Annotated in this window: 13 protein-coding genes; 12 read left to right on the top strand and 1 reads right to left on the bottom strand. The window is 26.6% G+C overall.

The features are described from left to right. The first annotated feature begins 4 nt into the window (after window positions 1-4). The 12 genes from H8S10_RS06090 to H8S10_RS06035 are packed head-to-tail and all read left to right on the top strand — an operon-like array spanning window position 5 to window position 12,043. Complete coding sequence (locus H8S10_RS06090) at window positions 5-661, top strand: sugar transferase (RefSeq protein ID WP_243175839.1); 657 nt, start codon at window positions 5-7, stop codon at window positions 659-661. Between the two features lie 10 nt (window positions 662-671). Beyond that, a complete protein-coding gene (locus tag H8S10_RS06085) occupies window positions 672-1,826 on the top strand; it encodes a DUF1972 domain-containing protein (RefSeq protein ID WP_186838278.1) in 1,155 nt (384 codons plus the stop codon). 15 nt (window positions 1,827-1,841) lie between these two features. Continuing rightward, a complete protein-coding gene (locus H8S10_RS06080; protein WP_186838277.1) occupies window positions 1,842-3,218 on the top strand; it encodes a glycosyltransferase in 1,377 nt (458 codons plus the stop codon). Then, window positions 3,193-4,266, top strand: a complete 1,074-nt coding sequence (locus tag H8S10_RS06075; protein WP_186838276.1) for a glycosyltransferase family 4 protein — start codon at window positions 3,193-3,195, stop codon at window positions 4,264-4,266. Before H8S10_RS06080 ends, H8S10_RS06075 begins: the two co-directional genes overlap by 26 nt. A gap of 20 nt (window positions 4,267-4,286) precedes the next feature. Further along, window positions 4,287-5,552, top strand: a complete 1,266-nt coding sequence (locus H8S10_RS06070) for a hypothetical protein (protein WP_186838275.1) — start codon at window positions 4,287-4,289, stop codon at window positions 5,550-5,552. Beyond that, a complete protein-coding gene (locus tag H8S10_RS06065; RefSeq protein WP_186838274.1) occupies window positions 5,545-6,453 on the top strand; it encodes a glycosyltransferase in 909 nt (302 codons plus the stop codon). Before H8S10_RS06070 ends, H8S10_RS06065 begins: the two co-directional genes overlap by 8 nt. Window positions 6,454-6,462: 9 nt before the next feature. Beyond that, complete coding sequence (locus H8S10_RS06060; protein WP_186838273.1) at window positions 6,463-7,284, top strand: LicD family protein; 822 nt, start codon at window positions 6,463-6,465, stop codon at window positions 7,282-7,284. Window positions 7,285-7,306: 22 nt separating this feature from the next. Next, entirely contained in the window at window positions 7,307-8,173 is an 867-nt protein-coding gene (gene rfbA, locus H8S10_RS06055) for a glucose-1-phosphate thymidylyltransferase RfbA (RefSeq protein WP_186838272.1), read from the top strand. A 4-nt stretch (window positions 8,174-8,177) separates the two neighbouring features. Continuing rightward, window positions 8,178-8,753 (top strand): dTDP-4-dehydrorhamnose 3,5-epimerase, encoded by a 576-nt coding sequence (gene rfbC / locus H8S10_RS06050; protein ID WP_055265352.1) that lies wholly within the window; start codon window positions 8,178-8,180, stop codon window positions 8,751-8,753. 9 nt (window positions 8,754-8,762) lie between these two features. Beyond that, window positions 8,763-9,656: a dTDP-4-dehydrorhamnose reductase gene (gene rfbD / locus H8S10_RS06045; protein WP_186838271.1), complete on the top strand. Its 894-nt coding sequence runs from the start codon at window positions 8,763-8,765 to the stop codon at window positions 9,654-9,656. 27 nt (window positions 9,657-9,683) lie between these two features. Beyond that, a complete protein-coding gene (gene rfbB / locus H8S10_RS06040; RefSeq protein ID WP_186838270.1) occupies window positions 9,684-10,733 on the top strand; it encodes a dTDP-glucose 4,6-dehydratase in 1,050 nt (349 codons plus the stop codon). A 17-nt stretch (window positions 10,734-10,750) separates the two neighbouring features. After that, complete coding sequence (locus H8S10_RS06035; RefSeq protein WP_186838269.1) at window positions 10,751-12,043, top strand: lipopolysaccharide biosynthesis protein; 1,293 nt, start codon at window positions 10,751-10,753, stop codon at window positions 12,041-12,043. Between the two features lie 1,610 nt (window positions 12,044-13,653). Here the strand turns inward: H8S10_RS06035 and H8S10_RS06030 are convergent. Further along, a complete protein-coding gene (locus tag H8S10_RS06030; protein WP_186838268.1) occupies window positions 13,654-14,643 on the bottom strand; it encodes an LCP family protein in 990 nt (329 codons plus the stop codon). Between the last annotated feature and the right edge of the window lie 1,032 nt (window positions 14,644-15,675).

The raw sequence follows: 15,675 nt of genomic DNA, 5'->3' as shown, positions 1-15,675 counted from the left end.
GAAAATGAACAATTTAGCAATGAAAAAAGAAATTGAAGTTGTTGTAAAAGAGGAAAAAAATGTATATAGTTTTTTGAAAAGAGCAATCGATATAATTGGATCTTTGATAGGATTAATTTTAGCAAGCCCTATATTAGTAATAGTTGGAATATTGATAAAATTAGAATCTAAAGGACCGATTGTTTTTTCACAAACACGAGTAGGCTTGAATGGAAAAGAATTTAAAATGTACAAGCTTAGATCTATGGTATTAAATGCTGAAGAACTTAAAAAAAAGCTTGAAGCACAAAATGAAATGTCAGGACCTATGTTTAAAATTAAAGACGATCCTAGAATAACTAAAATAGGTAAATTTATAAGAAAAACTAGTATAGACGAACTTGCACAGTTAGTAAATGTATTAAAAGGTGATATGAGCCTTGTTGGGCCACGTCCGAGCTTGCCAAGAGAAGTTGAACAGTTTGAAGATTGGATGTTAGAAAGATTAGAAGTAAAACCAGGGCTTACCTGTTATTGGCAAGTTATGGGCAGGAATAATATCGAATTTGAAGACTGGATGAAGCTTGATGTTAAATATGTCAGGGAAAGAAGTTTATGGTTAGATATAAAATTGATATATAAAACATTTTTTGTATTATTTGGAGATAAGAATGCTTGCTAGGAGGGGAAAAATGAAAAATATTTTTATAATTGGATCAAAAGGTATTCCTGCTAAATATGGTGGGTTTGAAACTTTTGTAGATAAGTTAACTGAATATAGAAAGAGCGATGAAATAAAGTATCATGTCGCTTGTATGGGAAAAGACTATAGTGAATTTGAGTATAATAATTCAAGATGCTTCAATATAAAAGTTCCTGAAATCGGAGCAGCTAAGGCGGTATATTACGATGTAGCTGCATTACAAGAATGTATAAGGTATATAAAACAAAATAATATTAAGAATGCGATTATATATATATTAGCATGTAGAATAGGACCATTTATCGGATATTACAAAAGAAAATTAGAGAAAATGAATATTACATTGTTGGTAAATCCTGATGGACATGAATGGAAGAGAGCTAAGTGGAATGTAGTTATAAGGAAGTATTGGAAAGTATCTGAAAGGCTGATGGTTAAACATGCTGATTTGTTAGTATGTGATTCAATTAATATAGAAAAATATATTAAAGAAGATTATAAAAAGTATAAACCTAATACTACTTTTATTGCATATGGAGCTGATACATCGAAGTCTGAATTAAGTGATAATGATGATACATTAATCCAATGGTATAAAGAAAAAGGTGTTAAAAGAAAAGAATATTACTTAGTTGTAGGAAGGTTTGTACCTGAAAATAATTATCATCTTATGATAGAAGAATTTATGAAAAGTAAAACTAATAAAGATTTCGTTATAATTACTAATATTGAAAAGAATAAATTCTATGAAGAATTAAAAGAGAATACAAGATTTGATAAAGACCCTAGAATAAAGTTTGTAGGAACGGTGTATAATCAAGAATTATTAAAGAAGATAAGAGAAAATGCTTATGGATATTTTCATGGACATGAAGTTGGGGGAACAAATCCATCCTTACTTGAAGCATTAGCATCTACAGATTTAAATTTATTACTAGATGTTGGCTTTAATAGAGAAGTAGCTTTAGATGGAGCATTATACTTTAATAAAGAAAGTAATAACCTTTCAGAGCTACTAGACAGGTTAGAAGAGTTAGATGAAAATTTGTTAGAGGAATTAGCCAATAAGGCGAAAGAGAGAATAGAAAAAAAATATAGTTGGAATTATATTGTCGATAAATATGAGACTCTATTCTTAGAGTAGGGGGGAAGAATAAGGTTGAAAATATTACATTATTCGTTAGGATTACCACCGTATAGAAGTGGAGGACTAACCAAATACTCAATAGATTTAATGGAAATCCAAGTGAAAATGGATAACGAGGTGTATCTTCTTTTTCCAGGTAAAATGAATGGAAAAAGAGTAGAAATAAAATATTATAAAAATTTTAATGGAATAGAAGTTTATGAATATATAAATCCTTTACCAGTACCATTATTAAATGGAGTTAAACAACCCAGTGTTTTCATGAAGAGATGTGATAAGAATGAGTTTTATAATTTTTTGCAGAAAATAAAACCTGATATTATCCATTTACATACACTAATGGGATTAAATAAGGAGTTTATTGAAGTTTGTAAAGAAATGAATATTAAAGTTGTATTTACAACTCATGACTATTACGGATTATGTATGAAAGTTAATTTTATAGATTATAATTTTAATTTGTGTGAAAAAAGAAATATAGATAAATGTGCTAGATGTAATCAGTGTGCAGATAGTATTGATAAAATAAAGTTTTTACAAAGTGCGCAATATAGATATGCAAAGAATATTGGAGTAGTAAATATATTAAAAAAATTACTTTCTAATAGAAAAACAATTTTACCAACGAAAAAAGAGGATGAAGATTCTATAGAAGAGGAAATAGTGGCAAAATATAATGGCCTATATAGTTACTATGAAGAAATGTTTAAGAATATAGACCTGTATTTATTTAATAGCAAGATTTCGGAAAAAATCTACAATAAATATATTGATGAGAGTGTAGGAAAGGTTATTCCTATTACACATAATGATATAATAGATAGGAGAAAAAGGCGTAAATATCAAGATAAGTTGAACTTGTTATATATGGGTAAAATAGACAATTACAAGGGTACAGATATTTTAATAAATACAATGAGGCGATTAACTCCATACAATATAATGTTAAATATTTATGGAGATAATTCAAAAGCATATGAGTTTGAAAAAAATGTACAAATTAATGGAGTATATACATATGAAGATATTGAAAATATATTTAGTGAAGCAGATATGTTGGTAATGCCAAGTAGGTGCTTTGAAACATTTGGATTTGTTGCATTAGAAGCTATATGTCATGGAGTACCTGTAATGCTTACTGAAAATGTAGGAGCATCTTGTTTAATATCAGATATTAATCCTATAGGATGTATAGTTGAACCAACTGAACAAAGTTTAACATCAGAAATATTGAAAATTTATAAGAATAGAGATATTTTATCTTTGTATAATGAAAATATTTGTAAAGGTGATTTTCAATTTTCAATAAAAAGACATTATAAAGAAATAATGAAGTCATATTATGACTTATTAGGAGGCAATAATGAAGATAGCGATTGCTTTAAGTGATATAAAATCCACAGGAGGGGTAGCGAGAGTAGTTACGAATATTGCAAACTCATTAGTAAAGGTGCCAGGTTATGATGTGGAAATAATATCTTGTTTTAAAAGTATAAGAGAGAATGTTAGTTATAATATAGATGATAATATTAAAATAAGATATGTAAATTTGGATATGAATGTTAAAAAAAATAAGCTGATGAAACAAATATATTTTATAAAAGAAATTAGAAGTATATTAAAATATTCTAATAGTGATGTACTAATATCAACAAATGCTCATTTAAATATTTATTCTATAATAGCTACATTAGGATTAAAAACAAAAGTTATAGGTTCTGAACATGGGGCTTACAATCATTTATCAATTGGATGGAGGATATTAACACAGGTATTTTATAGGTACTTAGATAAGCTTATATTATTAACCTCAAAAGAAAAACATAAATACAAACTTAAAGAAAATAAAATAGCAATAATCCCAAATATGATAGATAATTCTAATAAAAAATTGTCTAGTCTAAATAATAACAATATTGTAATGGTTAATCGAATTGATGATAATAAAAATATATTTGTAGCATTAGAAGTATTTAGTAAGGTGCTAAAAAACAATAACAATTATAAATTAAATATTTATGGAGAATGTTTAGAAGAAGATTTAATAAAATTAAAAAATAAGATAAAGGAATTATCAATAGATGGAAATGTAAATATAAATAATTTTTCAGATGATATAGAGCAAGTTTATTTGAAATCAGATATATTATTACTTACATCGAAAAGTGAAGGGTTTCCTATGGTTTTAGTTGAAGCCATGAATTACGGTATACCTTGTATTAGTTTTGATATACTTACTGGTCCATCAGATATAATTATAGATGGGGTAAATGGTTATCTAATAAAACCGTTTGATGTCGATGATATGGCTAAAAAATTAAATTATTTAATTAGTAATAGAGATAAGTTGATGGACATGGGAATTAATTCTAAGAAAAGTGTAGAAAGATTTAATGAAAAAAATATAGTAAAAAGATGGATTGATATTATAAATTAATTTAGTAGAGAGGGAGTTATATGAATATAAAGAAATATTCAATAGAACAATACATAGTATTTTTTCTTATATTTTGCAGTTTTGGTTTAGTTAGTTCGAAAACGGTATTTATATTTGGAATTAGAACTTATATAGAAACTGCAACTGTGGCATCAAGTATATTTATAGTTTATAAATTAATAATGTTAAAATTCGAAAAGGAAAAATATATTGAATTTTTTAGAAAAGAAAAATATTTCTGTGTAATTTTAATTATGTTTATTATAACAAGTATAATTAATGCTTTGATAATATACCCGAGAGGTATTGGATATGTTATTAATAAAACTATTCCTTTTATAACAATAATATTTTTGATGGTATATTTTAAAAATGAAACTAAGGATATGATAAATAAATATATTAACTTTTTAGGTTATATATTTATAATATCATTTACTTTATCAATTATTATGTATTTGTTTAAGTATACTAATGGGGCGTTAAGTTTAAGTACTGGTATTAATTTAATTTCATTTAAAGAAAGCTATGATTTATATGGTGAAGTTAGGCTATATTGGCTTATGTCCCATAAGTCTATTTTTGTTTTATATTGTACAATAGGATTAATATTTATAAATAGAAGCACTATTAAGTTTAAATTTGTAAAATACTGGGGCATTATTACAAGTTGTATATGTGCAATATTATCAAATTCTATGATCGGGATAGTTATATATTTTTTTGTGGGATTATTTATAATAGCTTTAAAGTATAAATTAATAAAAAGGATAATTAATTTACAAAATAAAAAAATTATTATTGGCAGTTTCTTAACTGTTTTAATTATTTTTATCGTCATGATAGTAATAGTAGTTTCTGATAAGCGAGATTTAAGCACGTTAGGAAGTAGAACCTTTATATGGCAGGCGGGGATGGAAAGATTTTTAAGTAGGCCGATGGGGATGATATGTATGCCAGATAATTTATGGATTAAAGCAATGCATAATGGTGAGCCGTTATATTTTACTAACGCACACAATTGTTATATAAATGAATTTATAGAAAATGGAATAATAGTAGGAGGTATTTATATTATTTTAAACGCTGCAATTTTAATAAAATACTTAAAAGTAAGAGATTATTTATTTTCATTCTTTTTAGTTTTTACAATAGTGGTATTCATGAATTTTGAAGCTGTAAATTTAAGAGAAATGAATTACATATTATTTATAGCTTATGTATTAAATTATTATTGGAGTAAATACAAAACTAAAGAAGATGTTGAGGAGAAAAAAAATGAATAAAGTATCTGTAATTATATGTACATATAATAGAAGCGAAATATTAAAAGAAGCTATAATAAGTTTAGTTAAAAGTAGCAGCAATTTAGAAATGTATGAAATAGTAGTAATTGATAATAATTCTAAGGATAATACATTTGAGGTTATAAATGATTTGATGAAGAAATATGAAAATATTAAATACTTCAAAGAAGAAAAACAAGGGTTAAGTTGTGCAAGAAACACAGGGATTAGAGTTTGTAGTAATGAGATATTAGTTTTTATAGATGATGACGTATTAGTAGAAGATAAATTTATTGAAAATATAATTGCCTTTTTTAAAGAGAGAGAAAATGCAATCTGTGGTGGCGGGAAAATAGAAACAATTTGGAATGGTTCAAAACCGAGTTGGTTTAAAGATGGATTTTTTTCCATAATTGGAGAGACTAAATATGGAGATAGAAAAAAAGAATTGGTTGGTCTGGAATACCCGTATGGCGGGAATATGTTCTTTAAGAAAGTTATATTTAAAGAGGTAGGAGGATTTAATGAAGAATTAGGGCTAAATGGTGATGAATTGAAAATGGGAGAAGAAGTAGAGTTATTCTCTAAAATAAGAAAAAAAGGTTATAAAATTTATTATGATCCAAGTGTCGCTGTTAGACATAGAGTTCATTTAAATAAGGTAAATAAAGAATATATAAATAAAAGGTGGATTGAAGAAGGCAAGGCAACTGGTAAGATTTTAAATGAGCAGGAGGCTGAAAAAAGCTTTATAAATAATATAAAAAGGATGGGAATATTATATTTACGTGATTATCCTTGTTGGAGTGTATGCAAGCTTATAAAAAATTCGAGCGAATTTTATTGGAAAGTAAAAATAAATAGAAGTAAGGCTATATTAGAAAATTTAAAGAGAAAATGAGGTATATTAATGAAATCAGCTACTTTAATAGAGGCTCAACGATTAATGTTTACAATCTTGAGAGATGTTGATAAGATTTGTAGAGAAAATGGTATAAAATATTGGTTAGAAAGTGGTACATTGTTAGGTGCAATAAGACATGAAGGTTTTATTCCATGGGATGATGATATAGATATAGGAATGATGAGAGAGGATTATGAAAAGTTTAAAAAAATAATAAAAGATAAATTATCAGATGATCTATATTATCAAGATATATTTACTGATAATGGAATACAATATTCTTGGTGTAAGATACGTCATAAATATAGCAAGCTAATTGAAGAATCAAGTTCAGAGTATCATGAAGGAATTTTTATAGATATATTTCCTTATGATTACTTTGATTCTAAAGATGGAAAGTGTGCTAGTGAAAAAAGAAAGTTTATAAAAAAGTATAAGAGAGTATATAATTCTATGCTACCATATGAAAAAAATTTAATAAAAAATATTAGACGTTTTTTATGCAAAATTTATAGTAAAACAATAGAAAAAAAAACGTTATGCGATATAATTACTGAAGCAAGAGAATGCTATAAAAAAATGAATATTGCTTCGGGAAGTGATTATATTGGATATGGATTTGATATTCTTAATTTTGAAGAATATATACCAACTAAAATTATGTTTCCATTAAAAGAGGTTACTTTTTGCGGGGAAAGTTTTTTTGCGCCTAATGATTCTGATGGGTATTTAAGTGCATTATATGGAGATAGTTATATGAATATACCACCAGAAGAAGAAAGAGTTTATCATAATGTAGGTATATATATTGAAAAGAATAGAAAATAATGCATAAAGGAGAAAATGATATATGAAAGGAATTATTTTGGCAGGAGGATCTGGTACTAGACTGTATCCAGTAACAAAAGCAATGTCAAAACAAATGGTGCCGATATATGATAAGCCAATGATATACTATCCAATGTCAGTATTAATGTTAGCAGGAATAAAGGATATATTAATAATATCAACACCGAGAGATATAGTTAATTTTAAAGAGTTATTTAGAGATGGTTCCGAATTTGGATTAAATATTGAGTATGCTATTCAAGAAGCTCCAAACGGACTAGCTGAAGCATTTATTATTGGAGAAGAATTCATAGGTAACGATAGTGTAGCTATGATTTTAGGTGATAATATTTTTTATGGACAAAACTTTAGCTCTCATTTAAAAGAAGCAGCTGCATTAGAAATAGGAGCTCAAGTATTTGGATATTATGTACAAGATCCTAGAGCATTTGGAGTTGTTGGATTTGATGAAAAGGGAAAAGTTACATCTTTAGAAGAGAAGCCAGAACATCCAAAGTCTAAGTATGCTGTGCCAGGACTTTACTTCTATGATAATTCAGTTGTAGAAAAGGCTAAAGCTTTAAAGCCATCATCTAGAGGAGAATTAGAAATAACTGATTTAAATAAAGTTTACATGGAAGAAGGTAGCTTAACAGTAAATTTATTAGGTAGAGGAATGGCTTGGCTTGACACAGGCACTCATGATTCTATGCTTAAAGCATCAAACTTTGTTGAAGCAGTTCAAACTACTCAAGGTACATATATTGCTTGCTTAGAGGAAATTGCTTATAGAAAAGGATGGATTTCTAAGGAGCAAGTTAGAGAATTAGCTGGACCATTAATGAAAACAGGATACGGAAAATATTTAATGGAAGTTATTGAGGAGTAGAGAAATGGAAGTAGGAAACTTTAAATTTATTGAAACAAAAATACCAGACCTTTATATAATTGAACCAAAAGTTTTTGGAGATAATAGAGGATATTTTATGGAAAGTTATAATAAGCAAGCTTTTAATGAAGCTGGATTAACTATGACTTTTGTTCAAGATAATGAATCGAGATCTAAAAAAGGTGTATTAAGAGGATTACACTTTCAAACTAAACATACTCAAGGAAAACTTGTCAGATGTACTGAAGGTGAAGTTTGGGATGTAGCTGTTGATTTAAGAAAGGGATCACCTACTTATGGACAATGGGAAGGCGTTTATTTAAGTTCTGAGAATAAGAGACAATTTTATGTTCCTGAAGGTTTTGCTCATGGTTTTGTAGTATTATCTGAAGTTGCTACATTTAATTATAAATGTACAGATTTCTATGCTCCAGAGTATGATAGTGGACTATTATGGAATGATGAAGACGTAAATATACAATGGCCATTAGATGGAATAGACGAATTACTATTATCAGAAAAAGATAAAAAGCAAAGGAAGTTTAGAGAATTAGATTTACCTTTTGTGTATGAGGGGTAGGTAGTAGATATGAAAATATTAATCACAGGTTCTAATGGACAATTAGGAAATGAGCTTCAAAGAATTATAGCAACAGGTAGTGCTGAAATTGGAGAAGTATCAAATGAAATAAAAACTTCTAAGGTATTTGCTTTAGATGTAGATAAATTGGATATAACTAATTTACAACAAGTAAAAACAGTTTTATCAGAGGTTAAACCAGATGTAGTTATAAATTGTGCTGCGGCAACAAATGTTGATGGTTGTGAGAGTAATCAAGATTTAGCTTTTAAAATAAATGCTATTGGGCCTAGAAATTTAGCTATAGTTTGTGAAGAGATAGGAGCAAAATTAGTACAAGTATCTACTGATTATGTATTTAGTGGAGTTGGAGAGAGAGCATTAACAGAATTCGATTTAACTGCACCATATAGTGTGTATGGAAAAACTAAGCTTTTAGGAGAAGAGTATGTAAGAGAATTCTCTTCAAAATACTATATAGTAAGAACTGCATGGCTTTATGGATATATTGGACATAATTTTGTATACACTATGATGAAATTAGGAAATATGAAGGATGAAATAAGCGTAGTAAATGATCAACTTGGAAATCCAACTCATGCAAATGACTTAGCCTATGAAATATTAAAGCTTATAGAAACTGAAGAGTATGGTGTATATCACTGTACTGGAAAAGGGGAATGTAGCTGGTATGACTTTGCAAGTGAAATAATGAAACTTTCAGGTAGAAATTGTAAAGTTAATCCATGTACATCAGAAGAGTACAAAGTAATGAATCCAAATGCAGCAAAAAGGCCAGAATATTCATCCCTAGATAATATGATGCTAAGATGCACTATTGGAGATGAAATGAGAGACTGGAAAGATGCTTTAAAGTCATTTATGAGTAATGTAGAGAAATAATCTATTTATAGAAGGGGAGCAAATTTAATGAAAACTTATTTAGTAACTGGTGGAGCTGGATTTATAGGATCTAACTTCGTTTTATATATGTTAAATAAATATAATGATATAAGAATAATAAATTTAGATAAATTAACTTATGCAGGAAATTTAGAAAATCTTAAATCAATTGAAGGGGACGAAAGACATATATTTGTTCAAGGAGATATATGTGATTCAAAATTAGTAGCTGAACTTTTTGAAAAATATGAAATAGATTATGTTGCTCACTTTGCAGCTGAATCTCACGTTGATAGAAGCATCAGAGAACCAGAAGTATTTGCTAAGACAAATGTCATGGGAACTGTTAATCTTTTAAATTGTGCTAAGAATGCATGGGAAAATGAAGATGGAACTTGGAAAGAAGGAGTTAAGTTCTTACATGTATCAACTGATGAAGTTTATGGTTCATTAGGAGAAACAGGATACTTTATGGAAACTACTCCATTAGATCCTCATAGTCCATATTCATCAAGTAAAGCAGGATCAGATTTAATGGTTAAGGCTTACTATGATACATATAAAATGCCAATGAACATAACAAGATGTTCTAATAATTATGGACCATTCCAATTCCCAGAAAAGTTAATACCATTATTAATAAATAACTGTTTACAACACAAGGATTTACCAGTATACGGTGATGGTATGAACATAAGAGACTGGTTGTTTGTTGAAGATCATGCTAAGGCAATTGATATGGTTATAAACAACGGTAGAGTTGGTGAAGTTTATAATGTTGGTGGACACAATGAGAGAACTAACATAACAATAGTTAAGACTGTAATAAGCTATTTAAACGAAAATATAGATAAAGAAGTTACTGAAAACTTAATTAAGTATGTTGAAGATAGAAAAGGTCATGATAGAAGGTATGGAATTGATCCAACTAAGATTAAAGAAGAATTAGGATGGTATCCAGAAACTACTTTTGAAGTCGGAATAAAGAAAACTATTCAATGGTATTTAGATAATAAAGAATGGATGAAAAATGTTACTTCAGGAGAATATCAACATTATTATAATAGAATGTACTAAAACTTTAGGAGAAAAAAGTGAAAGTTATAAGTAAAATAAAGGAAAAAATTAAAGGAAATAATATTCTAAGAAATACGATCATATTATTCTCAGGGCAAACTTTTGCATCGATAATTGGAATAGTTAATACTATGTTAATTATAAAGGCTATAGGTTTAGAAGGAAATGGAATAATAGCAGTAGTAATGTCATATGCTAATATATTTAATGGGATATTCAATTTTCAGTCTTATAATGCAGTTATAAAGTATGGATCGGAGGCACTAGAAAAAAAGTCTAAATATAAATATAAACAAGTTTTGAAACAAGCATTTTTACAAGATATTTTAACTGCAATTCTGGCATTTATATGTGGATATTTATCAATAGGAATAGTAGCTAAAATTATGAAGTGGGATGCTCAGGTTATATTTTTTATTAAAATATATTTAATTACTATTCTTCTAAATATAACAGGAGTATTCAGTGGTATATTAAGATTACACGACAGATTTATAGTGATAGCTAAATTAAACATAAAGGTTAATTTTGGAAGGTTATTACTAATAATCTTGGGAATAATATTTAGGTTACCGTTGACATATTATGTTGTTAGTGAAGTATTGTTAACAATTCTTTCAAGTTTTATATTGATATATAATAGTATAAGAGTTTTGAAAAAAGAAGAATGTATTGATTTCTTAAAGGTTAAAATTGGTTTTGATAAGGAGTTTACTAAGTTTAATTTTTATAATAATATAGTATCTACTATAGATTTACCAGTTGGTCAGCTTGTAACTTTAATAATTAATAAGTTTGTAGGAGTAACTGAAGTTGGGATATATTCTATATTATTAAAGTTAGGTTCAATAATATCTAAGGTAACTGAACCGATGGGGCAAACCTTATTACCAGAATTATCAAAACTAATATCTAAGGATGAGATTAATAAGGCAAAGCAAATTGCCAATAAAATACTTGTTTATACAAATATATTAGGTGGTATTGCAATTCTCGCATTAGTAATTATTAGCCCGATATGGTTTGAGTTGTTTATGCCATTGACATTTAAAAACTTAACTTTATTTATAACCTATATGATTTATATTGCATTTTCAAGTAGCCTTATAGGTATTCATGCGTTTTTTGTTGGTATGAATTTAGTAAAATATAATTTAATTATTGTTGCATCTGTAAATATAATATATTTAATTTTAGTAGTTATATTAGGAATTAAATTAGGGCTATTTGGTGTAATAATATCCTTAATAATACAAGTAGTAATGGTTGGTGCATTGAAATTGGTAATTATTAGAAAGAATAGAATTTAGAGTGAAGTAATATATAATAATAATAATAATAATCAAGTAATATATTATAGTAATTATGGAAAAATTAAAAAAGTGTGTATAAAGTTTAGTGTAAAACTTCATATTAAAAGATAACCTGAATCTAATTCGGAATGATAATTAAAAAGAAATAGATTAAGTCATTTAGTTATAATAAAAGTAATTTAAATGAAAAAACCTAAAATTCAATATATATTGAATTTAAAAGTTCATATAAAGAATAAAAATGATTATATAAATATAAGAAACTTTTATATAATCATAAAAATAAAAAATAATTTTTATAAAAATTTATAGTTAAGTTTAATTAAAGGTCGGAAATGTGGATAACTTTAAAAAGTAATTTAATGTATTTATATTAGTTATATATTCATTAATTTAACTTATTTAATAGTATAACTCTACACCGACTTTATTTTATTTGTTTTTAATAGTTTATTCGGTTAGTATAAGTTGTTTTTAGAAATTATAAATATATCTATGTTAATAATGAAAAAGAATAAATTATTTATTAGTAATAAAAAGATTAAAAAAGATATTCTTGAAGGGGAAAAGATTAATAATATATTAAAGAAAATAGACTTTATTATATAAAGCATAAATATTCTAAACAAATAGGTGGAACATTGTATTACTTAGAGATTTAGTAGGTTCACTGGAATTATTTCTAGATGAAAAACATAAACAACCTATAAATGAACTTGTAACTAATTTTATGGGGGTTACAAATGTGATAGAAAAAATAATGAAAGAATTGAAGTTATACGAGAAGAAATTAGTATATGTGATATTAAAAAGGAAAATTATAAAAAGTGCATAGTAAGATATTTAGACTTTGGAGATTAATTCCATAGATTACCTATTGACAAAGAAAACAATAATAAAATCACTATTGATATATTAGATCTTAATAAAGATCAATATAGAATTAATAAAGATAGTGAATTATATTATAATGTAGTATGGAAGGATAAAAAATATATTAAATATTGAAAAAATTAGGAATAACAGAAGATTATTATTATATGTTTTAATAATCTTATTGAAAAAGAAGTAGTATTTGATACTATTACCATCTATGTATAAGTTTTTTTAATGGGTAATTTATAGGATTTGGGAATTCTAAAGGATAATTTTTACTAGCAGCTTAATTTAAATCTTTTGGTAATAATATATATCAACAGTTACTTCATTTATAACTGTAAGTTTAGTTTTTAATTTGCATACGTATTGGAAATAGGAGCAGTAGTAAGAACATTACTTATAATTCCATCATTATATATTTTATAGTTGGTAAAAAAGTTCGTAAATCTATTAATTCAATAGATTCTAAGGCTAAAGAATGAATAGTTGTGGAAAATTAGTATCAGATTTAATTGCTTATATAATCTCAATTTGCATAATTAGTATATTTACAGCGATTATTATGACTGCATTTATTGAAAAAATATCATAAAGTAATATTTGTTGTGTCCATAGGTATACTTATTTGAAATTAAATTTTAGTAATTAAATGTATAAAAATAAAAAGAAAGTCTATTGAAGTGACTAAAAAAATCACTTCAGAGACAATCACTTCTAATAGAAAAGAATTATTTATCATCAAAAATATAATCCATCATTTGTTGTTTTGTAGCAGTTTCATCAAATCCTAAATAGTAAATTCCATCTATATTTTCACCCCAACAATAGCCATCTCTTGGAAATCTATCTTGTTCTAATGTTCCACCACCCATTGTGGCAACTTTAGTAGCTAAAGAAAGAATATCAGTAGCACCTAAATTTGTTTTTACATAAGGTAATAACTGGTTAATTATTGTAGGATATTGAGTTGGAGAAACAGTAAGTGCTTTATTGAATAATTGTTCTAAAACTGTTCTATGTCTTCTTGTTCTTTCGTAATCACCACCAGAAGTATACCTAATTCTTGAATAAGCTAAAGCTTGAACTCCATCTACGTGTTGTGGACCAGCATAGCTTATATGTGGAGAATAAGTTCCATCTTTAGAATTTATGTCATCGATATATCCATTAATATATTGTAGTTCTTCATCTGTTATATCTAATTCAATTCCGCCTAAAATATCGATAACTTTTGGCAAACTAGCAAAATCAACAGCAACAAAATCTTCGATATTTAAACCGAAGGTCTGGTTTATTGTTTTTATTGACAATTCAGGACCACCAAAGGCATAGGCATGATTTAATTTATCATATCCATATCCATCAATATTTACGTATGAATCTCTCATTAATGATGTAATCTTTAACTTATCATGAACAGGATCGACTGTAGCTATCATCATAGAGTCTGATCTACCAACACCATCAGCAGAATCTATTCCAAACAGTGCTATATTCTTAATTTTTTTGTAGTTATCATAAACTTCCAATTCTTCTTTTGATGTTACACCTAAATTTTCCTTATTTAAATCAATGTTATCCATTTTATTAAAAATAGAATAGAATGTTCCGATTCCAATTGCTATTAATAAAGCAATAATAGAAACGATAGTTATAGATATTTTTAAAAATAGAGATTTTTTCTTCTTCTTTTTATTATTTCTTTCAACTCTAGACATTTTTCACGTCTCCTTCCTATTATGAAATTTTAGCATTATTAAGTAATAAAGTAAATATAACATTATGTATAAATTTGTTAATGATAGTATTATTAGGTGATTGATTAGGAGGTTATAATATTTTAGTAAGGGAAACTAAGTGGGCTAAATGTATGAAAAGAAATTTAATAAAATTACTTATATTAGAATAATTACGACCAATGTTTTACAAGGAGTAGTATTTGCGGATTCTAAAAGCAATAGTACCACTTCATAATAGTCTATGTTGAGATTAACTTAAGTGAAGAAGTTCAAGACAATGATGGATAAGCTATAAGACTATTTACTGAAGAAGTTGAAAAAGATGGAGAAATGATTAACAAAAATGATGATGTAACAGAAGAATTAATTTCAGGTGATAAAACAGATACAAATCAGTAGGAATCTCTCGATGAACCAGAAATGAAATTTGGTTTTAAAGTCATTGATGGAAATACATATTATTTTTATGAGGATGGACATTTAGCAACTTTTGAATTTATATGAGAAAAGACTACAGAAAGGATGAGTTTTTTTAGATATAGCTAATGGTGAAAAATTGAGAGAGACTTAAATATGCAAATGTCTTTAAAAATTAAAGAATTACTTGAAGGCTACGGATATAATGTAATATTAACAAGATATGAAGAAGATAATTTGTAACCCAAAATACTGATATGCAATATATACTAATTGAATGTGGCTTTATAGGTAAACAAAATGAAACAAAAAGAGCTTCTAACTAAGGTGTCTAACAATAAATGGAAATAAAAAATATAGAGGAAGTAAATAAATTATTTGTGAAATAATATTTAATAGAGCTTAATAAATTAAATATTATATAGATTATATTGTATATAAAGTATATAATTATTAGGAAAGGTAAAAAAATTGTGAATCTGTTAAGTTGATATGAAAAAATAGCTTGATTTTTCATAGAATTGCTCGCTCTTTGAAAATTATATAAGTTTGAATTTTTTATTGTATGGTAAACAAACCTACAATAAAATTGAT

Source organism: Clostridium sp. NSJ-49, from assembly GCF_014287725.1.
Lineage (GTDB): Bacteria > Bacillota > Clostridia > Clostridiales > Clostridiaceae > Clostridium > Clostridium disporicum_B.
Note: the sequence above shows the minus strand (reverse complement) of the source record. Positions and strands in the feature narration are given on the sequence as shown.